We start from the raw sequence: 21,928 nt of genomic DNA on the forward strand, positions 1-21,928 counted from the left end.
AATCGATGCTCTGCGAGGTGGTAAAATATTATTTTTATGATACTTTTAAAAATAAATACACGAAGTTGCTATCGTGAAGGCAGGTTTTAGGCGGAAAAGACGCGTCTCCGTTGGCGCGGGGGCAGCTGGACACGCCCCGCGGCAGGCGGGGCGGGGAGGGTGAGTTACATTTTTGCGGCGATCAGTTTGCCCAGGATGGCGATGCCTACACGGATGCGTTCCGGCGGCACTGTCACGAACGACAGGCGCAAGGTGTGCGTTTCCGGCGTGTTTGCGTAGAACGGCGCGCCGGGCACGAAGGCAACCTTGTTGGCGATGGCTTCATCGAGCAGTTTCATGGCGTCGATGTGTTTCGGCAGCGTGACCCAGATGAACATGCCGCCTTCCGGTCTGGTCCAGGTGACGCCGGCCGGGAAGTGCTCTTCCAGCGCCGACAACATGGCCTGGCATTGGTTGCCGTACAGGCTGCGGATGCTGGGAATGTGCCGGTCCAGGAAGCCATCCTTGATCACTTCATGCACGACCATCTGCGTCAGCTGCGAGGTGTGCAGGTCGGCCGCCTGCTTGGCCAGTTCCAGACGGCGCACCAGCGGCATCGGCGCCACCACGTAGCCGAGGCGGATGCCGGGCGTGAGTACTTTGGAAAATGAACCCATGTAGATTACGCCGTCCGGATTCATGTTGATCATCTTCGGATAGGGCTCGCCGCTGTAGCTCAGGGCGCCGTACGGATCATCCTCGATCAGCGGCAGGCCGTGGCGGGCGCAGGTTTCCACCAGTTCCACGCGGCGCGCCACGGACAGGCTGCGGCCCGTCGGGTTCTGGAAGTTCGGCAGCGCGTACAAGAGGCGCGCACCATCGGCGACGGGGTCGATCGACGACGGCACCAGGCCTTCGTCATCGGTATCAACGGAAACGAATTCGGGACGGTAGACGGAAAATGCCTGCAAGGCACCCAGGTAGCTGGGGGTTTCCACCAGCACGCGGCTGCCTTCGTCGATCAGGACCTTGCCCAGCAAGTCCAGCGCCTGCTGTGAGCCGGACGTCATCAACACTTGTTCTGGCAGGATGGTGCTGCCATTGCTGGATAAGGAGTCGGCGATCCATTGGCGCAGCGGCAGATAGCCATCGGTCGGGCCGTATTGCAGGGCCACCTTGCCATTGTTCGACAGGACCTTGTCGAAGGCGGTCTTCATTTCTTCCACGGGGAAGGTGGCGGGCGAGGGCAGGCCGCCGGCAAACGAGATGATCTCGGGACGCTGCGTGATCTTCAGGATTTCGCGGATGAACGAGCTTTGCAGCTGTTCCGCGCGTTCGGCAAAGCGCCATTGGATCGGATTCGGATTTTCAATTTTCATACGAGTCTCACAGAAGATGCCGAGCTGCGCCGGCTGGATTTGTTGGCCCGCTTGTGGCGGTGCGTGCGCAAGCGGCGCCGGATAGGCGTCGCCATGGTGCTGCGGTATTGTACGGCTTGCACGCCGCTCTGCCCATCCGCACGCGCAAGGGCGTTGCAAACGGGCGTCAAGCCGGTCTATTTCAGTTTGCGTCCGATGGCCACTACGGCGATCACGGCGCCGGCAAACAGCAGGCTTTCACCCGTCAATGGCTCGTGCAGCAGCACGGCGGCGCCCACCAGCGTGAGGAAAGGCTGCAGCAATTGCGTCTGGCCCACGCGCGCCACGCCGCCCAGCGCCATGCCCCGGTACCAGAAAAAGAAACCGATAAACATGGAAAACACGGAGATGTACGCAAAGCCCAGCCAAGCCGCGCTGCTGGCCTGCGCCATCAGTGCGCGCTGCGGCCAGGCGTTCCACAGCACCGCAGGCAGCGCGAAGGGCACGGCCAGCAGCAGCGCCCAGGAAATCACGTGCTGGCCGGGCATGGCTTGCGCCAGGCGTCCGCCCTCGGCATAGCCGAGTGCAGCCAGCAGCACGGCGGCAAACATCAGCCAATCGGCCATGTGGAAGCTGCCGCCGCCCTGGCGCAGCGCAAACGCCACTACCAGCGCCGTGCCGAGCACGGCCATCAGCCAGAATCCCGGCGAAGGGCGTTCCTTGCCGCGCAGCACGGCAAACACGGCGGTGGCCAGTGGCAAAATGCCCACCAGCACGGCGCCGTGCGAGGCGGGCAGACTGCGCATGGCGATCGACGTCAGCCAGGGGAAGCCCAGCACGCAGCCCAGCGACACGAGCGCCAGCGGCAACCATTGTTCGCGCCGCGGCAACGGTGCGCGCTGTTGCCATAGCCACAGGCCGGCCAGGCTGGCGGCCACCAGGGCGCGGCCCAGGGCGACAAAGGTGGGATCGAGTTCGGCCACCGCCAGGCGCGTAAAGGGCAGGGTCAGGCTGAAGAGGGCGACGGCGATCAGGCCCAGCAGCAACCCCTTACGGTCATCGCTGAGGCGGGGCGGGCGGGTGGTAGAGGTGGCGGTGCTGGTGAGTGAAGACATGGGTTTCCTGGTGCGTGCGGTAAGGGAAAGGCATGGATTTGTGTGATCCATGCTGCTATCCTAGGCTTGAATAGCAGTACGGTACAAATACACTTACACGCATAATTTCACATACTGTCATGGTCATATGAGCAATACACTCCCTTTGCTGTCGCGCGCCTCGGGCGAAACCCTGATCGACCAGATCGTACGCTCGCTGGTGGCGCGCATCGACGACAAGCTGCTGCGCGGCGGCGCGCGCATGCCCTCGATCCGCCAGTGCGCCGCCAGCTTGAGCGTATCGTGCGCCACGGTGGTGGCCAGCTACGACAAGCTGGTGGCGCGCGGCTACCTCGAATCGCGGCGTGGCGCCGGCTTTTTCGTGCGCGAGCGCTCGCCGCTGAACGCGCCGGTGCCGTCGGCTGGCGCGCAGGATGCGGCGGCGCAGACTATGGACGTGGTCTGGCTGATCCGAAACATGTTTCGCCGGACGCCGGCCATCCCCGCACCCGGCTCCGGCATGCTGCCCGCCGAGTGGCTCGACGGCGACCTGGTGGCGCGCGCCTTGCGCGACGTCAGTCGCCAGCCCGGCAATTTTCTGCTGGGCTATGGCGCGCCGCAGGGTTTCCTGCCGCTGCGCCAGCAGTTGCAGCTGAAACTGGCGGGGCTGGAAATCGCCTGCCCGCCCGAGCAGATCGTCACCACGGTGGGCGTGATGCAGGCGCTGGACCTGGTGGCGCGCGAGTTTGTTCGCCCTGGCGAAACCATTTTCGTCGACGATCCCGCGTATTGGCTGATGTTCGGCGCCTTTGCCGCCATGGGCATGAATGTCATCGGCATTCCGCGCTTGAAAGACGGCCCCGATATCGCCGTGCTGGCCGAGCTGGCGGCCTTGCACCGTCCCAAGCTGTACGTGATCAACTCGGTGCTGCACAATCCCAGCTCGACGTCGCTCTCGGCGGCCAAGGCTTTCCAGGTGCTGCGGCTGGCCGAACAGCACGATTTCCTGCTCGTCGAGGATGATATCTATTGCGACATGCACCCGGGAGCAGCCGGTCTGGTGCAGCCGGCCACGCGCCTGGCCGCGCTGGACCAGCTGCGCCGCGTGATTTACCTGGGCGGCTTTTCCAAGAGCCTGGCGGCGAACCTGCGCGTGGGCTTCATCGCCACGTCGCCGGAGCGGGCGCAGCGCCTGGCCGACCGCAAGATGCTTGCCACGCTCACCACCAGCGACATCGGCGAGCGCGTGGTGTATAAAATCCTCTCGCAGGGGCTGTACCGCAAGCATGCGGAGCGCCTGCGCACGCGGCTTGACAAGGTGCGCGAGGGTACTTACCGCAAGGTCGAACAGGCGGGCTTGCGCTTCGATCCTGCGCCGGCCGGCATGTTCGTGTGGGCGGACGCGGGTTGCGACACGAATCTGCTGGCTGAAAAGGCGCTGGCCGAGGGGCTGGTGCTGGCGCCGGGCAGCCTGTTATCGCCGCGCCAGTTGCCGTCCACCCGCATGCGCCTGAACCTGGCCACCGTGCAGGACGAGCGCATATGGGCGTTTTTCGCCCGCGCACTGGGGTAAACTGGTCATTCCAGGACATTCGGCGGGGGCTCTTGAAATTGCTTGTACCATCCCCAACTCCGTAGCATCCGTCCCATCCACAAGACTATGAGGTAAAAATGGCTGTCTCCGAAAAGCAAACCCTGGGTTTTCAGACCGAAGTGAAGCAAATGCTGCACCTGATGATCCATTCCCTGTACTCGAACAAGGAAATCTTCCTGCGCGAATTGATCTCGAACGCGTCCGACGCGGCCGACAAATTGCGCTTCGAAGCGATCGATAACGACGCCCTGTACGGCAACGATCACGAATTGAAGATCAAGGTCAGCTTCGACAAGGATGCGCGCACCATCACCATTTCCGACAATGGCATCGGCATGACCCGTGACGAGGCGATCTCGCACCTGGGCACCATCGCCAAGTCGGGCACCAAGGAATTCTTCGGCAAGCTGTCGGGCGACCAGCAGCAGGACGCGGCCCTGATCGGCCAGTTCGGCGTGGGCTTCTATTCGGGCTTCATCGTTGCCGACAAGATCACCGTCGAAACCCGCCGCGCCGGCGCGGATGCGTCCGAAGGCGTGCGCTGGGAATCGGCCGGCGAAGGCGATTACAGCATTGAATCGATCGACAAGCCGTCGCGCGGCACGGACATCATCCTGCACCTGCGCGAAGGCGAGGACGAATTGCTGTCGAGCTGGAAGATCAAGTCCATCATCCGCAAATACTCGGACCATATCTCGCTGCCGATCGTGATGCAGAAGGAAGAGTGGGACGAGGAGAAAAAAGAAACCGTCCTGAAAGACGAATTCGAAACCGTCAACCAGGCCAGCGCCCTGTGGGCGCGCAACAAGGCCGACATCAAGCCGGAACAGTACGACGAATTCTACAAGCATGTCTCGCATGACTTCCAGTCGCCTTTGAGCCACACGCATAACCGCGTGGAAGGCCGCAGCGAGTACACGCAGCTGCTGTACATCCCTGCCAAGGCGCCGTTTGACATGTGGGACCGCAACAAGCGCGGCGGCATCAAACTGTACGTCAAGCGCGTCTTCATCATGGACGATGCCGAGCAGCTGATGCCGACCTACCTGCGCTTCGTGCGCGGGGTGATCGACTCGGCCGACCTGCCGCTGAACGTCTCGCGTGAAATCCTGCAGGAGTCGCGCGACGTCAAGGTGATCCGCGAAGGCTCAACCAAGCGCGTGCTGGGCATTCTGGAAGAATTGGCGAACGCGGACGAGCAAGACAAGAAAGACAAGTACGCTGTCTTCTGGAAGGAATTCGGCCAGGTGCTGAAAGAAGGCATCGGCGAAGACGCGGCCAACAAGGAACGCCTGGCCAAGCTGCTGCGCTTTGCCTCGACCGCCAACGACAGCGACGAGCAAATCACCTCGTTCGCCGACTACGTGGCGCGCATGAAGGAAGGCCAGGACAAGATTTATTACGTCACGGCCGACAATTACGCCGCCGCCAAGAACAGCCCGCACCTGGAAATCTTCCGCAAGAAGGGAGTCGAAGTGCTGCTGCTGACAGACCGCGTCGATGAATGGATGCTGTCCTTCCTGCAGGACTTCGAAGGCAAGGAACTGGTCTCCGTTGCGAAGGGTGGCCTGGACCTGGGCGCGCTGGAAGACGAAGCGGAAAAGAAAGAGCACGAAGAAACGCAAACCTCGTACGCCGACCTGGTGGGCAAGATGAAGACCGTGTTGGCCGACAAGGCCAAGGATGTGCGCGTGACGTTCCGTTTGACCGATTCGCCAGCCTGCCTGGTGGCCGATGAAAACGAATTGTCGGGCAACCTGCTGCGCATGTTGAAGGCGGCTGGCCAGAGCGCGCCGGAATCGAAGCCGATTCTGGAAATCAACCCGAACCACCCGCTGGTGACGCGTCTGAAATATGAGGGTGTGGATGGCGCCGAAGGCGGCAAGTTCGGCGACTGGGCCAACATCCTGTTCGACCAGGCCATGCTGGCAGAAGGCGGTTCGCTGGCCGATCCTGCCAGTTTCGTCAAGCGCCTCAACGAATTGCTGCTCAATTCGGCGAAGTAAACGCCTCGCTGAAACGTCAGCAAGCCGGTCCTTTCTGCGTGAAAGGGCCGGCTTTTTCTTTAGGGAGCATCATGAAAATCCGCTTGATGGCGGCCTGGCCTTGCTGCTGGTGTTTTACGTGTATGCGGGCACGAACTTGCTGCTGGCGCTGCTGCCGCCTGGTAGGGTGAAACCCGTGCTGTGCGCCTTTGCTTGGCGCGGTGGTACTCGCGTATCTGTTGCCCCAGCATCCGCTGCGGGCCATTTACTTCGGCGTGCTGTCGGGTGGCTTGAGCTGGCTGGCCGTGCTGGCCAGCGCGCACCTAAGCAGGCGCCTGCGGGGTTGACAGGCCCGCGATAAAAGCGGCGACCGCCACTGCGGCCGCTGTCGGCGCAGCCTGCAGCAGCATGTGCGGCGCATCGATGTCGACCAGCCGCGTGCCTGGCGCCAGCCGCAGTATCTGCAAGGCGTTTGCCGGCGGTACCAGGCGGTCGTGGCGGGCGCGCAAATACAGCACGGGCAGGCTGCCGCGCGCGAAGCTGCGTAAGGTGTCCTTTTCCAGCATTGCCAGTACGGCGCGCAGGCGCTGGCGCAGCACGCTGGGTGGCACTTGTGCCAGCGTCGCTGCCAGTTCATCCTGCAACTGCGGCGTGGCATAGGGGGCCAGCAGCGCCTGGCGCAGGGCGAAGCCGGGCAGGGCGCCAAAGGGGACGAATTTCAGCAGGTGGCGCAGCGGCGACAGCACCGGGCGCGGATTGCGCACGAACGAACAGCACAGGATCAGGGCGCGCATGCCGGACGGCGGATCGGCGCGCAGGGCTGCGCCTAGCGGGCCGGAAAACGATTCGGCCAGCACGACGAAAGGCCTGCCCTGCGGCAAGCGCTCGCGCACGAACGCTTCCAGCGCCGCGTAATCGAGTGGCGCGGCCGGATAGGCGATGGCCTGGGTGTCGATGGCGGTCTGTGCGCGCAAGGCGGCGTCAAAACGCTGGAAGAGCCGTGCCGTGCCATCCATGCCGGGCAGCAGGACAAGCAGGGGCGAGGCATGGGTTGGTGTCGTCATTGCGGCCATCATAACAGCCGCATCGGCCACGCGCAGTCCGCCAGCCGCACCGCATGGGGGCTGGCGCCATGCTAGAATCGCCGGCGCGTCATGCGTGGCCGTCATGGCGGCCAAATCTCCGACAGACAGAATCATGCATATCATTTTTTCGAATTACCGCACCCTGGGCGTCTTGCTGGCAGCGGCCTGCGTCCTTTCCCAGCCAGCCCGCGCCACGGCGGCGCCCTCGGCGCCGGCCGGGAAAAGCCTGTCTTCCCTGCTGGCCGGTGGTCCCTTGCCGCGCCTGAGCGAGGATGCGCAGGTACGCGCGGCCCTGTTCGATTTCTTCGGTTACGCGCGTGGCAGCTACACGGAAGACGATGAACTGTTGCTGGCGCAGGCGCTCGAGGCGATCAGCGAAAAGCGCGACGCCACGCGCACCGTGCTGGCTGATGGCCGACAGTTGCTGGCGTCGATGAATGAGCGCAAGCAAGGCCGCGAACGGGGCGCCATGCTGCTCGATAAGCGCGGTGCCATCATTGCCTTTGGCCTGGTCAACGGACATTGCCGCCTGGAGGGCCAACCACTGGCGAAAGTCTGCAATCCCGATCCGAATACGGTACTGACGGTGTTCCATCGCAAGGGTATGCTGGTCGGCGAAGCGGCGCCCTTGCTGGCATGGGCCAGGCAATTGCCGCCCATGCTGGCGCTGATCGCGGGCGACAAGGAAGCGGGCGCCGATGGGCAGAAGATCGCCAGTGTCGAATATGTGTTGGCGCAGCCGGCCCTGCCGGGCTGGAATCGCGCCCAGTTGCCGCCCGCGTATCCACCGGCGCTCTTGCCGCTGCTGCTCGATAAATCCACGGTGCTGACGTCGGCCGGTGCCGGCGTGTTTGCCTATCCGCTCACGCTCAAGGGCACGAAACAGCATAATGTGCTGGACCATGCCGAAGGGCGCCCGCCGCGCGACCTCGAAGTGGCGCTGCGCAGCTATGCCAGTTTCGATACGGTGGTCGAGCGCTACCGCCAGTTGGCCAAGGGCGCCAGGCTGCAGCGCAATGAGCGCACGGCCTACCTTGATGGCAACATGGGGCAGGGTAGCTACCGCGTCTACATCCGCAACACGGGCGCGGACGGCGTGATGATCGACGTGGCGCTGTGGCAGCGCAAGCTGGCCGCTGGCCGCTAGATTCAATAAAAGCGCGCCTTTACGTAGCCCAGCGCTGCCAATTGCGCCTTGATCTCTTCATCGCGCTTTCTTTTCCCTGTCGTCAGGGTCAGGTGTTTCAGGGCAGCCGGCAAGCCGCCGGCCAGCAGCGCATCGATGTCGAGCTGCGTCAGGTACACGGCCAGATTGCCGAGCGCCGGCAGGGCCGCGACGCCGTGCAGCCGCGCCAGGGCCTTGCAGTTGCGCAGGATCAGCCACGCCAGCGCGGGATTTTCACCCAGCCGCACTTCCTGCACCTTGATCTGGTCTTCCACCGACAAGCGCTGCAGGCGGGGAAAACGGCCGATGTCGCCCAAGTCTTCCAATCCCCGCACGCGCACTACTTCTAGGTCTTCCAGTAGCGGCGCCGCAACGTGGGCGATCGACGTACGTCCGCCCAGGATGAAGCGCAGTTGCTTCAAGGCCGGCATGGTATCGATGAAGTCCACGTCATCTTTGCTCTTGACTTGCGACAGCGATAGCTGCGCCAGCGCGGGCAGGGCCGTGATGGCGGCGATGTTTTTCACGTGGCCCGTCGTGTTCAGCTGCGCCAGTTGCGGCCAGTGCCGTAGCGGCGCCAGGTCGATGTTCGCCTTGCGCGTCTCGCCCAGGCTCAGGTATTCCAGCGCGCGCAGATTCTCCAGCGCCAGGATATCGTGTTCCAGCATCTCGTAGACGCCCAGCTGCAATCGCTTCAGGTGCCGTAGTTCACCCAGGGTCTCCAGCTTGACGGCACTGGTGTGGCAGTCCAGCGAGAGGTTGGCAACATGTGGCAGCGCGCGCAGGATGGCGGCGTCGAACGGCGTGAAGTGGTAGCCGTAGAAGCGGATTCCCAGCGCCGCGCCGCAGCTGGCCGCCAGCGCATCGAGCTCCGCCAGCAGCGGTGCCGCGTCAAAGTGTTCGCCAAACTGCACGATCACCTTGCCGTCGGCGGCGATGGCGGCGCACAGGGCGGCGGTATCGATGCTTGTTGGGTTGTGGATGCGCTGCGGCTGTCTTGTTTGCGTCATGGTCACAGTCCGATGGGGTAGTCCACCTGCCTGGGGGGGGGGCAGCCTTCCGGCCCGGGGAACGTCTGCTTGCCAGTGTCATCGTAGCGCTTGCCGCAATCGACGAGCACGCGTTTGCGGAAGGTGAAAATGCTGGCCACCTTGCCATTCGGGTGGTAGCAGATATTGTCGCCATCGCGGTCGGCCGAGCCGTAGCTGATCATGCTCTCGCCGTTGACCGTGCGCGTGCTGTGGCCCCTGCGTGGCTCCGTGCATTTGAGCTGGCCGCTGTCGTAATAGGCGTTGACGACGGAGGTGTCGGCCACGCGGTCGACCAGCAGTTCGTCCTTGCGCTTGCCATTCGGGTAGTTCGAATAGCCTTCCTGGCGCTGGCCGTATTGGAAGGCGTAGTAATACTGCGGCTTGCCGTCGGGGTAGTACATGTGGTGGTATTCGCACACGTCGTCGCGCGTGCTGCCGTACTCTTTGAAGGTGCAGCGGTGGATGTCGTTGAGCAGTTGGCCGTCCTCATAGTATTCGCGCAGGTGCGTGAGCAGGCGGCCCTGATCGATGACGGCCAGGCGTTCCGGCTTGCCGTTCGGGTAGTAGCGCGCGTCCAGGCCCTGTTTCTTGCCGTTGTCCCACAGCGTATCGAGGCGCAGGATCTTGCCGCTGTCGTCGAACGCCTGTTCGCGCCCATCGAGCTGGCCGTTGCGGTAGGTGGCCGTGTAGACAGCGTATTCCTTGCCGGCCGGGCCAAGGTAGCGCGTGCGTGCGCCTTCGAGCACGCCCGCCTGGTAGTGGTCGCGCACGCGCAGCGCGCCTTGCGCATCCGTGTCGACCGACTCGCCGTGTTTCTTGCCTTTCACAAAAGTGACGCTTTGCGTGACCCTGTCCTTGAGCTTGAGCTTCCACGGCCCATCGCGCAAGCCGTCGATAAAGCTGCCGTCGCCGTCTTCCGTGATCCATGCGCCATGGCGCGCGCCGTTGACGTAGTTGCCGCGCGTGCGCAGCTTGCCGCCCATGCGGCGTTCGTGCGGGCCGTTCAGTTGGCCGTCCGCATAGGTGTCGACACCCGTCACTTCCTCTTCATCGGCATAGTTGATGACGGTCCAGCGGCCTTCGCGCTTGCCGGCCCGGTACATGCCGCTCTCGCTCTGCTTGGGATAATTGAATTGCCACAGGCCTTCTTGCAGGCCGTTGACGTAATTGCCCTTTTCGCTGCCTTCATGCATGCCTTCGCGCACCCACAGTCCCTGGCGTTTGCCCTTCACGTACTGGCCCCGTTCGACCACCGAGCCGTCATCCCAGGCCAGGCTGTAGAGGACGGACAGGCCGTCTTGGCTGCCCGTGAATTGCCGCGGCGCCGTTTCCCACGTCACTTGCCACAGGCGGTAGTTGGGCAGGATGCCCGCGCCTGCATCGCTGTACCGGGTGTAGCTGGCGGTGAGAAAACGCTCGCCTTTTTTCTGGAAGGTTTTCTTGTAGGTGATGGCGTCATTGCCGCCGCCCGCCACAGGTTTGCCGTCATCGCTGTAGTAGCCGACGATGGTGCCTTGCGTATGGTCGATGGCGTCGAAATCGGCATTGCCGCTCTTGCCCCGCGCGACGCTGTAATCCATCGGCGCCAGTTTCGCCAGCGCCGCCTTGACCTGACCCGCATTGGGGGCGGCGCTTTGCGCCACGATGCGGTTCAGGGCCGGCTGGAGGCCGTCGAGGCGCCGGTATTTGCCGGAGCTGCGATGGTAGCGGTAGGCGCGCAGGCCGTTCTTGTCACTCTGGCGGAATAGCACCAGCATGGTTTGCACGCTGGTGTTCGATTCCTGGTCCAGCGCGGCGTAGAAGACGGAGCGGATGACGGCGTTGCCGAACTGGTCGAGCAGCAAGGGTTTCGTGCTGCCGCTCTTGCATTCGCAGTAGTAGCCGTTGACGCCCTCTTTTTCCTTGAGAAAGGCGACATCCAGCCCGCTATCCTGCGAGGCGCTGATGGCGGGATGGACGAGGCTCTTGCCTTCGTAGAAGGGAGCGCCATGGGCGAGGGCGGAGCAGAGGAGCAAGGGCAAAAGCAGACGTTTCATCGTGGGGCTGGCGCCGCGGCGCCGCAATGGAAAGGCCACGATTCTGCCTGTGTTCTATGATGCGGGCAAATGCGCGCGCGTATCGTGTGCGGCGCGCCCTGCCGCTCAGGGCTGGTGCGCGGCGCAAAAATCCAGCAGCAGATGTTCGCCTTCCGGCCACGGGCCGTAGCCGGCATCGCCGTTGATATGGCCGGCGTCGCCGATCATGGTGAAATCGCTGCCCCAGGCGGCGGCAAAGGCGCGTGCTCGCGCGAAGCTGACGTAGGGATCATCGCCGCTGGCCACTACCAGGCTGGGAAAGGGCAAGGCTTGCAGCGGCATGGGCGCAAAGCCCGTCGTGCCGGCGGGGTAGGAGGGCGCTTCCACATCGCTGGGAGCAACGAGGAAGGCACCGGCGATCCTGTGCGGCGAGCCGCTGGCAGCCCAATGGGCCACCAGTGTGCAGGCCAGGCTGTGCGCGGCCAGCACGGGTGGGCGCTCGCAGGCGGCGATGGCGCGGTCGAGCTCCATCACCCATTCGTCCTTGTCCGGCGTCTGCCATTCCCCATGCGGCACGCGCGACCATTGCGGGTGGCGCGCTTCCCAGTGGGTTTGCCAGTGCTGCGGCCCGGAATTCCACAGGCCGGCCAGGGTCAGGACGAGAGGCGACATCATTTCTCCTTTTGAAATCAGAGCTCCGTGCGAAGGGCAAATAGCTCGGGGAACAATACCACGTCGAGCATCTTGCGCAAATAGCTCACGCCCGCCGTGCCGCCCGTGCCCGTTTTGAAACCGATGATGCGCTCCACCGTCGTCACATGGCGGAAGCGCCAGAAGCGGAAGGCCGTCTCTAGGTCCACCAGCTTTTCGGCCAGCTCGTACAGGGCCCAGTGTTTCGACGGGTCGCGGTAGACTTCCAGCCAGGCCGCTTTTACCGAGGCATCGGCGGCGGTCGGCTGCGTCCAGTCGGCGTTCAGCCGTTCGGGGGCGATGGGCAGGCCGCTGCGCGCCAGCAGCTTGACGGCTTCATCGTAGACGGACGGCGTGCGCAGGGCAGCGTCGAGCACCGCATAGGTGTCCGGCGCTGTGGTGTGCACGTTCAGCAGGGCGGCGTTCTTGTTCCCTAAAATGAATTCAATTTCGCGGTACTGGAAGGACTGGAAGCCGGACGAAGCGCCCAGGTAGGGGCGGATGGCCGTGTATTCGGGCGGCGTCATGGTGGCCAGCACGTCCCACGCATGCACCAGCTGGTCCATGATGCGCGCTACGCGGGCCAGCATCTTGAAGGCGGGCGCCAGGTCGCCGCTTTGCAGGTTGGCGCGCACGGCATGCATTTCGTGCAGCATCAGCTTCATCCACAATTCGCTGGTCTGGTGCTGCACGATGAACAGCATTTCGTTGTGGTTCGGCGACAGCGGATGCTGGGCCGTCAGGATGCGGTCCAGCGCCAGGTAGTTAGCGTAGCTCATCGATTCGCTGAAATCCATCTGCGCGCCATGCCACTGCGCCTCCTGGCCGCCGGCATGCATGGGGCAGCCGCTGGTGTTTTCCTTGTTCATATTCTTTTCGTCGCTCATGGGATGGTTCAGGTCACCGCGTCGCGTTTGGCGGCGATGTCGTAGGCTTGGTTATCGAGGATGTCGCGCAAGATGTCCACGGCATCCCATACGTCGGCAAAGCTCGTATACAGGGGCGTGAAACCGAAGCGCATGATGGCCGGCTCGCGGTAGTCGCCGATCACGCCGCGCGCGATCAGCGCCTGCATCACGGCGTAGCCGTGCGGGTGCGTGAAGCTGACCTGGCTGCCACGCCGTGCATGCTCGCGCGGGGTGACGAGGCCCAGCGGATGGCTGGCGCAGCGCTGTTCCACCAGGGCGATGAACAAATCGGTCAGGGCCAGCGACTTGCGGCGGATGGCTTCCATGCTCGTTTGCGCAAAGATATCCAGTCCGCATTCGACCAGGGCCAGCGAGAGAATCGGCTGCGTGCCGCACAGCGCGCGGGCGATGCCGTCGGCCGGGGTGTAGCCCGGGTCCATGGCGAACGGCGTGGCGTGACCCCACCAGCCGGACAAAGGCTGGCGGAAGCGCGCCTGGTGCTTTGCCGGCACCCAGATAAATGCGGGCGAACCGGGGCCGCCATTCAGATATTTATAGGTGCAGCCGACGGCCAGGTCGGCGCCGGCGCCGTTCAGGTCCAGCGGCACGGCGCCGGCCGAATGGGCCAGGTCCCACAGCGCCAGCGCGCCCTGCGCGTGGCAATGGCTGCTGATGGCGGCCATGTCGTGCTGATAGCCGGTACGGTAGTTGACGTGCGTGAGCATGGCGACGGCGCAATCGGCATCGATGGCTTGTGCCAGTTCCTCGGGACTGTCGACCAGGCGCAGCTGGTAGCCGCGGTCGAGCCAGGCGGCCAGGCCTTGCGCCATGTAAAGGTCGGTGGGGAAGTTGCTGCGCTCGCTGACGATGATTCTGCGCGCGGCATGGGTGGGATCGCTGGCCTGCATCTGCAGGGCGGCGGCCAGAGCCTTGAACAGGTTGACGGAGGTGGTGTCGGTGATGACCACTTCGCCCGTGCCGGCACCCAGCAGCGGGGCCAGGCGGTCACCCAGTCGCTTGGGCAAGTCGAACCAGCCAGCCGTATTCCAGCTGCGGATCAGGTCCGTGCCCCATTCTGCCGTGATGACGTGCTGGGCGCGGGCCAGGGCCGCTTTCGGCCGTGCGCCCAAGGAATTGCCATCGAGGTAAATTACGCCTTGCGGCAAGTCGAATTGCTGGCGCAAGGGCGCCAGGGGATCATCGAGATCGCGCGCGCTGCAGTCATGTCGAGAAATCATGGTGGCTTTCATGTTAATTCTTGTCTTAATAGCACAATATTGTTTGAAGTCTAAAGTATTATGCGGAAGCAGCCAGTGTAGCAAATCCCCGCCAAAAAGCGGAATTTGCGCGCTGAACGGGGGCGGAAAGTACCTCCCTGTGGGGCGTCAACGAAAAAAATCACGATTTTTTAAAATATTTTCAAATCGCCCTAAAGTTTTGCCAGGCGCCGCCGTCAACAATCATATGAACGGTGCTAAACCGCTCAAAAAGAACGCGGGGCTTTTAAATATTTTTCGAAAAAGCCCTAAAGTTCCTGCCAAGGCAGCCGTTATCTAGGTAAGCAGACTTGATTCTGGTCAAGTTGTTGTAAAAAAGTGATATTTTTTACAGGCCTGAAGTCGGGTAAATTCCGCCCCGCGCCCACCTTCCACATCCGCGCCGTTACTGGCGTGCGACCATGATCGAGCAGTGTTTGTCAGACAAACACCTACGGTCCTGTCCGCCATTTCCCGACCAAAAATACAGTCCTTCGCCTCTGTTGCGTTTGATGTTGCTCCTGCAGAATGTATCTCACTGGCAACAAACAACGCCAGCTGAATTCAACGGATTGAGGAGATGGAAATGACTGCTAACGACATGATGGCTGAGATTCGCGACGCTAACCTGAGCTACCTGATGCTGGCCCAGCAAATGATTCGTGCGGACAAGGTAACGGCCATCTTCCGTTTGGGCATAGCCGCCGAAATCGCCGAATTGATCGAAGGCATGAGCAATGCGCAGATTCTGAAGCTCGCAGGCGGCAACATGATGCTGGCCCGCTTCCGCTTCGACGACGGCGCCATCCTGGGTATGTTGACGAACTACAATAAAGACCGCTCGCTGGCCCAGTCGCATGCCGCTATCCTGATGGCCGGCCAAGGCGTCGAAGAAATCGCCTAAGTTTTTAAATTTGTACTCGTCAGTCGCGGAGTAGTCAGCATGGCCAAGAAAAGTGTCGTATCGGAAGCGCAAGAAATCAAGCTGGCCATCGAGTTGATACAGCTGGGCGCGCGCCTGCAACTGCTGGAGACCGAAGTCTCGCTGTCGCGCGAACGCCTGCTGAACCTGTACAAGGAATTGAAGGGCGTCTCGCCGCCCAAGGGCATGCTGCCCTTTTCCACCGACTGGTTCCTCACCTGGCAGCCGAATATCCATTCCTCACTGTTCATCAATATCCACAAATTCCTCGTCGACCACGCCGGCGCCACCGGCATCGAAGCCGTGATGAAGGCGTATAAGCTGTATCTGGAGCAAATGCCGCCAGAGGCCGGTGAAGAGCCGCAACTGTCGCTGACGCGGGCCTGGACCCTGGTGCGCTTTTTCAGCAGCAAGATGCTGAACATGGCGCCCTGCGGCAAGTGCGGCGGCAAGTTTGTCGTCAACTGCCTCGACCTGAACGCCGATTACGTCTGCGGCCTGTGCCACATGCCTTCGCGTGCAGGCAAGACCAAGAAGGCGCGCGATGAAGCGGCCGCAATCGCGTCGCCGAGTGTGATCGCCTGAGACTGCCCCCGCATCGTTCAAGCCGGAGCCGGTCGCCAGACCGGACTCCGGCTTTTTCATGGTGCTTTCGCTTACACTGGCGTTTTCCTCCGATGACTGTCCCATGCTGCAACAAATCCTGCGCGCGCCCGCGCTCAAGGCCATCCTGATCCAGGTGCTGGCCTTTCCCTTGATGTTGCTATTAGTATATGGCCTGGCGCGTGTGGGCCTGGCCATGTCGTTGCCGGTCGTCGCCTTGCTGCAGGGCGTGCTGGCGGCGCTTATTACCTGGCGCGCGGGCCTGGCGCGCTGGTGGTGCGCCATCGGCCTGCTGTTTGCGCCTGCGCTGCTGGCGGCCAGCTTGTTGCACTGGCCCCCGGCCGTGTTCCTGGCGGCCTTTGTCTTCCTGCTAAGCCTGTATTGGTCCACGTTTCGCACGCAAGTGCCGTTTTATCCGTCCGGGCCGCGCGTATGGCGTGCGGTTGCCGAGCTGATTGCGGACCGTCCCGGCGTGCGCCTGATCGATATAGGCAGCGGCCTGGGCGGCCTGGTGCTGGACTTGGCGCGGCGCCGGCCCGATGGGCAGTTTTCCGGCATCGAGCTGGCGCCGCTGCCGTGGCTGGCAAGCCTCTTGCGCGCGCGGCTGTCGGGGAGCCGTGCGCGCTTCCTGCGCGGCGACTACGAAGCGCTCGATTTCAGCCGCTACGACGCGGTCTTTGCTTACCTGTCGCCAGCGGCGATGGCGGCCCTGTGGCGCAAGGCGGAAAGGGAGATGTTGCCCGGTAGCATGCTTCTTAGTTACGAATTCCAGATTGCGGCACGCGAACCCGATAAGACCATCGCCGCCACAGAGGGTGGCCCTTTGCTTTACATATGGTGCTTTTAAGCAATTGTCTGCGTTATTTGCTTGCCCGGAGGGCGATCTCACGTTATTGTAGTTCCACACGGCATTTTCTCGGAATTGCATTGAAAAGCGACGCATTTCAATTGACTTTCGGTCACTTTTTTTGCCGCTGTCTTCGTCGGCGCCGCAGTCGCCAGAGGGCAGGAACGGGTTTGAACATGCCGGGCACACAGTCCCGGCCTTTATTGGGAGTCAGGGCACTTTGTTAGTCATAATCGGATACATCATCGTCTGCGCCTCGGTCTTTGGCGGCTTCGCAATGGCCGGCGGCCATCTGGCGGCGCTGTTCCAGCCGCTGGAGTTGCTGATGATCGGCGGCGCCGCCCTGGGCGCCTTCCTTGTTGGTAACAATAACAAGGCCATCAAGGCGACGATCGCCGCTTTGCCCAGCCTGTTCAAGGGTTCGCGCTATACCAAAGAGCTGTACATGGAACTGATGTCGCTGCTGTTCGAAGTGCTCAGCAAGGTGCGCAAGGAAGGCTTGATGTCGATCGAAGGCGATATCGACAAACCCGAAGAGAGCCCCCTGTTTTCCAAGTATCCGGCCGTGCTTGCCGATCACCACATCGTCGAATTCATGACCGACTACCTGCGCCTGATGGTATCAGGCAATATGGATGCCTTCCAGATCGAAAACCTGATGGACAACGAAATCGAGACGCACCATCACGAAGGCGCCGTGCCGGCCCACGTGATTGCCAAGGTGGGCGACGGCTTGCCCGCTTTCGGTATCGTCGCCGCCGTCATGGGCGTGGTGCACACGATGGAATCGGTGGGCATACCCCCAGCCGAGCTGGGCATGCTGATCGCGCACGCGCTGGTCGGCACCTTCCTCGGCATCTTGCTGGCCTACGGTTTCGTGGGGCCGCTGGCCAGCTTGCTGGAGCAGAAGCTGGATGAGTCGAGCAAGATGTTCCAGTGCGTCAAAGTGACCTTGCTGGCCAGCTTGAACGGCTATGCGCCGGCGCTGGCCGTGGAGTTCGGCCGCAAGGTCCTGTTCTCGACCGAGCGCCCGACGTTCAACGAGTTGGAAGACCACATCAAGAAATCGAAAACGAAGTAAGCAGTGAACATACGCCTGGACACCATGAGTCATTTGCAGCACACGGAAGGGGGACGCCATGGCCGATGAAGGCATGCGCCCGATTATCGTCAAGCGTATCAAGAAAACGGCTGGCGGCCACCATGGCGGGGCGTGGAAAATCGCTTACGCCGATTTTGTCACGGCCATGATGGCCTTCTTCCTGCTGATGTGGCTGTTGGGTTCCACGTCGAAGGGCGACTTGAACGGCATTTCCGAATTCTTCAAGACGCCCCTGAAAGTGGCGATGGCGGGCGGTTCCGGCAGCGGCGAGAGCAACTCCGTGATCCAGGGCGGCGGCCAGGACCTGTCACGCCAGGATGGACAAGTGCGCAAGGCGCAGGAAGAGCAGCAGCGCAAGTCGTTTGACCTCAATTCCGCCAAGGCCGCGCTCGAACGCGAGGAAGGCCGGCGCCTGCAGGCGCTCAAGGCGCGCATTGAGGCGACCATCGATGCCAATCCCCTGCTGAAAAAATACAAGAACCAATTGCTGCTCGATATTACCAGCGAAGGTTTGCGCATCCAGATCGTCGACGAGCAGAATCGTCCGATGTTTGCGCTCGCCAATGCGAATCTGCAACCCTATACCAAGGAAATCCTGCACGCCATCGGCTTCGTGCTCAATGAAGTACCGAATCGCATCGGCCTGTCCGGGCACACGGATTCGACGCCCTACATGAGCGATGCCGGCTACAGCAACTGGGAATTGTCGGCTGACCGCGCAAATGCGTCGCGGCGCGAACTGGTGATTGGCGGCATGAAGGAAGAAAAAGTATTGCGCGTGGTGGGACTGGGCTCGGCCGCCCACCTGGACAAGCTCGATCCCTTCAATCCGATCAACCGGCGCATCAGCATCATTGTCATGAACAAACGCACGGAAGAAAATGTTCTGCGCGATGGGTCGGCGATCGAGCTGCCGGTGACCGATGCCGCTTCCGCCGCTATCGCTTCAGGGCTGGCGGCGGGTGCGCCGCCCGCTCCCATCCCGGCAGCGGCGAAAAAATGACATGCAAGGCTGTCTACGCGTGGTGTATTGAAACAATGAGACCTTTATGACAAGAAAGAAAATACTTGGCTCGCATGTAAAACGCCTGCTGTCTGGCGTGTCGGACCATGGCCGCAAGCACTTGACGGAGGTGGAAACCGACCTGGTGCAGACCGGCATCTTGCTGGAAGAGGCGATCGAGAAGCTGTCCTTCAATTTCATGGCGATACATGCAGCCGTCGCTGCGCAGCAAGATACCATCGCCATGCTGCTCGAAGGCGGTATTCCGGCCGAGCAGCAGCGGGAAAAACTGCTGGCGTTGCAGGACGAAGTGGGAGGCTACGTGAATGCCGCCATCACCAGCCTGCAGTTCCAGGACATGACCAGTCAGCTGATCGAGCGCACCTTGAAACGGGTGACGGGCTTGCGCGAGTTCCTCGGTACCTTGGGCTCGCATGGCGCGGAGATGTTGCCGGAGAGCGACAATGAAGAAATTGTCGCCTTGCTGGGACGGGTCAGCATGGCGCTGGCGATTCAAAGCCTGGAGTTGCGCAGCGTGCTGCGCAAGGCTGTCAGTCAACAGCATTTGGAAAGTGGCGACATCGAGCTGTTCTAGCATGCCAATACGGAACGCTTGCGGTTGCATGGATTGATTAATCAAATACTCGGGCAGGATGCCCGGAATAAGTGGGAGCAAAGATGGCCAAAACGATACTTGCAGTGGACGATTCCAGCTCATTGCGCCAGATGGTGGCGTTCAGTCTGAAAGCCGCCGGTTACCAGGTGGTGGAGGCCGTCGATGGCCAGGACGGACTGGAAAAAGCCAAGCTGCAAACCGTGGACCTGGTATTGACGGACCAGAACATGCCGCGCATGGATGGCCTGGAGCTGATCAAACTGCTGCGCGAACTGCCGACGTACCAGAAGGTGCCCATCCTGATGCTGACGACGGAGTCGTCGGACGAAATGAAGTCGAAAGGACGTGCCGCCGGCGCCAATGGCTGGCTGGTCAAGCCCTTCGATCCGCAACGCCTGATCGAAGTGGTCAAGAAGGTGATCGGCTGATGCCAGTCGCGCAGCGCAACGATGCAATTGACGGAGTCACCCTATGACCATCGATATTAGCCAGTTTTTTCAGGTCTTTTTCGATGAGGCCGAAGAACTGCTGGCTGAAAAAGAACGGCTGTTGCTGGCCGTTGATATTGCGGCGCCCGACGCCGAAGACCTGAATGCCATTTTCCGCACCGCCCATTCGATCAAGGGCGGCGCATCGACGTTCGGCCTGAGCGACATGAGCGAGGTGACGCACATCCTCGAGTCGCTGCTCGACCGCATCCGCCAGGGCCAGATGGCCCTGACGGCGGAACACGTCGACGCCTTTTTGGCCGCCAAGGACATCCTCAAGATGCAGCTCGACGGCCATCGCCTGGGCAGCGCCGTCGACCAGGATGCCGTGGCCAATGTGCGCATGATGCTGCAGTCGTTCTCGCAGGACGTACCCGTGGCCGCGCTCACGCCTGTCGCGCCGGCCTTCCATACGACGGAAAAGGCAGCCGTCAGCCACGCCGGTGGCCAGCGCTACCGCCTGGAACTGCCGAAGATGGAAGAGCGCGAAGTCGAGGCGCTGGCGGCCGAACTGGGCTTGCTGGGCGATGTCGCCGTGTCCACCCTGGCCGACGCACGCAAGCTGCTGGAAGTGACGACGCATGAAAGCCTGGACGATATCCTGGCCATCTGCTCGTTCGTGCTCAATCCCGACGACATGGTGATCACGCAGGCGCCGCCATTGGCGCCAGGCGAAGCCGAAGCGGCCCGCGCGGCGCAGGAAAAAGCCCAGGGCTATGGTTTCTTCGACCCCCTGCCAGGGGCGCCTGCCGCTCAGGGCGCGATGGACCCCGGCTATGGTTTCTTCCAGCCGCTCGAGGACATCCGCGCCGCCGCCGGTGTACAGAGCGACGCCGAACAAGGCTATGGTTTCTTCCAGCCTTTGGCCCAGATCCGCGCCGATGCCGCCAAGGCGGGCAACGCCGGCGCTGCCGGCGGGCCGGCCGTGGCGAGCGCCGCGACCGAGGTGGAGCCGGAAAAGAAACCGGCCAAAAAAGAGGGCGAGAAGGCCGGTACCGAATCGTCGTCGATCCGCGTCTCGATTGAAAAAGTCGACCAGCTGATCAACCTGGTGGGCGAGTTGGTGATCACGCAGGCGATGATCGAGCAGCGCGCCGGTGCGCTCGACCCGATGCTGCACGAGAAACTGCTCGACAGCGTCAGCCACCTGACGCGCAATACGCGCGACTTGCAGGAAGCGGTGATGTCGATCCGCATGATGCCGATGGATTTCGTCTTTTCGCGCTTCCCGCGCATGGTACGCGACCTGGCGACCAAGTTGGGCAAAAAGGTCGATTTCATCACCAATGGCGCCGCCACGGAACTGGACAAGGGCCTGATTGAGCGCATCGTCGATCCGCTGACGCACCTGGTGCGCAACAGCATCGACCACGGCGTGGAAATGCCGGCCGCCCGCGTGGCCGCCGGCAAGACTGAGGCCGGTCGTTTGTTCCTCTCGGCCAGCCACCAGGGCGGCAACATCATCATCGAAGTTTCCGATGATGGCGCGGGGCTGAACCGCGAGCGCATCCTGGCCAAGGCGCAGCAGCAGGGACTGGACGTGTCCGAGACGATGAGTGACGCCGACGTGTGGCAGCTTATCTTCGCGCCCGGCTTTTCCACCGCCGAAGCGGTCACCGACGTGTCGGGCCGCGGCGTGGGCATGGATGTCGTCAAGCGCAATATCAGCGCCATGGGCGGCGCGGTCGATATCCGTTCGGCGAAGGGTTTCGGCACGACGATTTCCATCTCGCTGCCGCTGACCCTGGCCATCCTGGACGGCATGTCGATCCGCGTCGGCGACGAAGTGTATATTTTACCGCTGGGCTTTGTCATCGAATCGTTGCAGCCAGCCGTTGAGGATATCAAGGACATCGCTGGCCGCGGGCAGGTGGTGAAAGTGCGTGGCGAATACCTGCCGCTGATTCCGCTGTACCAGATGTTCGATATCGTACCGCGCTTTACCAGTCCCTCGGAAGGTATCTGCGTGATTCTCGAGACGGAAGGGCGCAAGGCGGCCCTGTTTGTCGACGACCTGGTGGGACAACAGCAGGTCGTGGTGAAAAACCTCGAATCGAATTACCGCAAGGTGGTGGGCATTTCCGGCGCCACCATCCTGGGCGATGGCGGCGTGTCGCTGATTCTCGATGTCGCTGCCCTGATCCGTTCCTCTCGCCAGCTGGCCGACGAGTCCATTTTTTCGTAATA

The 21,928-nt window shown here is 62.2% G+C and carries 20 protein-coding genes; 12 read left to right on the forward strand and 8 right to left on the reverse strand.

The features are described 5' to 3' along the window. Positions 1–164: 164 nt before the first annotated feature. Both ACQ4W7_RS13070 and ACQ4W7_RS13075 read right to left on the reverse strand, forming a co-directional pair. Positions 165–1,358 carry an aminotransferase-like domain-containing protein gene (locus ACQ4W7_RS13070; RefSeq protein WP_436530967.1) on the reverse strand — a complete coding sequence of 398 codons (1,194 nt, stop codon included), beginning with the start codon at positions 1,356–1,358 and terminating at the stop codon, positions 165–167. 176 nt (positions 1,359–1,534) lie between these two features. Beyond that, positions 1,535–2,452: a DMT family transporter gene (locus ACQ4W7_RS13075; protein WP_426072333.1), complete on the reverse strand. Its 918-nt coding sequence runs from the start codon at positions 2,450–2,452 to the stop codon at positions 1,535–1,537. A 127-nt stretch (positions 2,453–2,579) separates the two neighbouring features. Between ACQ4W7_RS13075 and ACQ4W7_RS13080 the strand changes: the two genes are divergently transcribed. Both ACQ4W7_RS13080 and htpG read left to right on the forward strand, forming a co-directional pair. Then, positions 2,580–4,004 carry an aminotransferase-like domain-containing protein gene (locus ACQ4W7_RS13080; protein ID WP_436530970.1) on the forward strand — a complete coding sequence of 475 codons (1,425 nt, stop codon included), beginning with the start codon at positions 2,580–2,582 and terminating at the stop codon, positions 4,002–4,004. A gap of 98 nt (positions 4,005–4,102) precedes the next feature. After that, the gene (gene htpG, locus ACQ4W7_RS13085) at positions 4,103–6,031 is read left to right on the forward strand and encodes a molecular chaperone HtpG (protein WP_436530972.1); all 1,929 of its coding nucleotides are present in this window, start codon (positions 4,103–4,105) and stop codon (positions 6,029–6,031) included. A gap of 302 nt (positions 6,032–6,333) precedes the next feature. On the opposite strand, the gene ACQ4W7_RS13090 is transcribed toward htpG, so the two are convergent. Then, positions 6,334–7,074 (reverse strand): alpha/beta fold hydrolase, encoded by a 741-nt coding sequence (locus ACQ4W7_RS13090; protein ID WP_436530974.1) that lies wholly within the window; start codon positions 7,072–7,074, stop codon positions 6,334–6,336. Positions 7,075–7,207: 133 nt separating this feature from the next. Between ACQ4W7_RS13090 and ACQ4W7_RS13095 the strand changes: the two genes are divergently transcribed. Further along, positions 7,208–8,242: a hypothetical protein gene (locus ACQ4W7_RS13095; protein ID WP_436530976.1), complete on the forward strand. Its 1,035-nt coding sequence runs from the start codon at positions 7,208–7,210 to the stop codon at positions 8,240–8,242. Positions 8,243–8,244: 2 nt separating this feature from the next. Here ACQ4W7_RS13095 and ACQ4W7_RS13100 read toward each other — a convergent pair whose 3' ends face one another. The 5 genes from ACQ4W7_RS13100 to kynU form a co-directional block, all read right to left on the reverse strand. After that, on the reverse strand, positions 8,245–9,270 hold the full coding sequence (locus tag ACQ4W7_RS13100) for a leucine-rich repeat domain-containing protein (protein ID WP_436530978.1): 1,026 nt from the start codon (positions 9,268–9,270) through the stop codon (positions 8,245–8,247). A 2-nt stretch (positions 9,271–9,272) separates the two neighbouring features. After that, entirely contained in the window at positions 9,273–11,327 is a 2,055-nt protein-coding gene (locus tag ACQ4W7_RS13105; RefSeq protein ID WP_436530980.1) for a toxin-antitoxin system YwqK family antitoxin, read from the reverse strand. 105 nt (positions 11,328–11,432) lie between these two features. Next, positions 11,433–11,978 (reverse strand): RBBP9/YdeN family alpha/beta hydrolase, encoded by a 546-nt coding sequence (locus tag ACQ4W7_RS13110; protein ID WP_436530982.1) that lies wholly within the window; start codon positions 11,976–11,978, stop codon positions 11,433–11,435. 17 nt (positions 11,979–11,995) lie between these two features. Next, positions 11,996–12,883 (reverse strand): tryptophan 2,3-dioxygenase, encoded by an 888-nt coding sequence (kynA, locus tag ACQ4W7_RS13115; RefSeq protein WP_426072325.1) that lies wholly within the window; start codon positions 12,881–12,883, stop codon positions 11,996–11,998. A gap of 8 nt (positions 12,884–12,891) precedes the next feature. Further along, on the reverse strand, positions 12,892–14,142 hold the full coding sequence (gene kynU, locus ACQ4W7_RS13120; protein WP_436531025.1) for a kynureninase: 1,251 nt from the start codon (positions 14,140–14,142) through the stop codon (positions 12,892–12,894). Positions 14,143–14,152: 10 nt separating this feature from the next. On the opposite strand from kynU, the gene ACQ4W7_RS13125 reads away from it, so the two are divergent. The 9 genes from ACQ4W7_RS13125 (at position 14,153) to cheA (ending at position 21,926) form a co-directional block, all read left to right on the forward strand. After that, the gene (locus tag ACQ4W7_RS13125) at positions 14,153–14,461 is read left to right on the forward strand and encodes a hypothetical protein (RefSeq protein WP_436530984.1); all 309 of its coding nucleotides are present in this window, start codon (positions 14,153–14,155) and stop codon (positions 14,459–14,461) included. Positions 14,462–14,746: 285 nt separating this feature from the next. Further along, positions 14,747–15,064 (forward strand): flagellar transcriptional regulator FlhD, encoded by a 318-nt coding sequence (gene flhD / locus ACQ4W7_RS13130; protein ID WP_353658013.1) that lies wholly within the window; start codon positions 14,747–14,749, stop codon positions 15,062–15,064. A gap of 39 nt (positions 15,065–15,103) precedes the next feature. Continuing rightward, the gene (gene flhC, locus ACQ4W7_RS13135) at positions 15,104–15,667 is read left to right on the forward strand and encodes a flagellar transcriptional regulator FlhC (protein ID WP_426072322.1); all 564 of its coding nucleotides are present in this window, start codon (positions 15,104–15,106) and stop codon (positions 15,665–15,667) included. Between the two features lie 103 nt (positions 15,668–15,770). Then, a complete protein-coding gene (locus tag ACQ4W7_RS13140; RefSeq protein ID WP_436530986.1) occupies positions 15,771–16,532 on the forward strand; it encodes a class I SAM-dependent methyltransferase in 762 nt (253 codons plus the stop codon). A 220-nt stretch (positions 16,533–16,752) separates the two neighbouring features. After that, a complete protein-coding gene (gene motA / locus ACQ4W7_RS13145) occupies positions 16,753–17,613 on the forward strand; it encodes a flagellar motor stator protein MotA (protein ID WP_426072320.1) in 861 nt (286 codons plus the stop codon). A 58-nt stretch (positions 17,614–17,671) separates the two neighbouring features. Beyond that, positions 17,672–18,637 (forward strand): flagellar motor protein MotB, encoded by a 966-nt coding sequence (gene motB / locus ACQ4W7_RS13150; RefSeq protein ID WP_426072319.1) that lies wholly within the window; start codon positions 17,672–17,674, stop codon positions 18,635–18,637. 46 nt (positions 18,638–18,683) lie between these two features. Further along, complete coding sequence (locus ACQ4W7_RS13155) at positions 18,684–19,232, forward strand: chemotaxis protein (RefSeq protein WP_101480496.1); 549 nt, start codon at positions 18,684–18,686, stop codon at positions 19,230–19,232. An 83-nt stretch (positions 19,233–19,315) separates the two neighbouring features. After that, positions 19,316–19,681, forward strand: coding sequence for a response regulator (locus tag ACQ4W7_RS13160; RefSeq protein WP_034758362.1), 366 nt, complete (start codon positions 19,316–19,318; stop codon positions 19,679–19,681). A gap of 43 nt (positions 19,682–19,724) precedes the next feature. Then, entirely contained in the window at positions 19,725–21,926 is a 2,202-nt protein-coding gene (gene cheA / locus ACQ4W7_RS13165) for a chemotaxis protein CheA (protein WP_436530989.1), read from the forward strand. The last annotated feature ends 2 nt before the right edge of the window (positions 21,927–21,928 follow it).

This window comes from Janthinobacterium algoris (genome assembly GCF_051380935.1).
Taxonomy (GTDB): Bacteria; Pseudomonadota; Gammaproteobacteria; order Burkholderiales; family Burkholderiaceae_D; genus Janthinobacterium.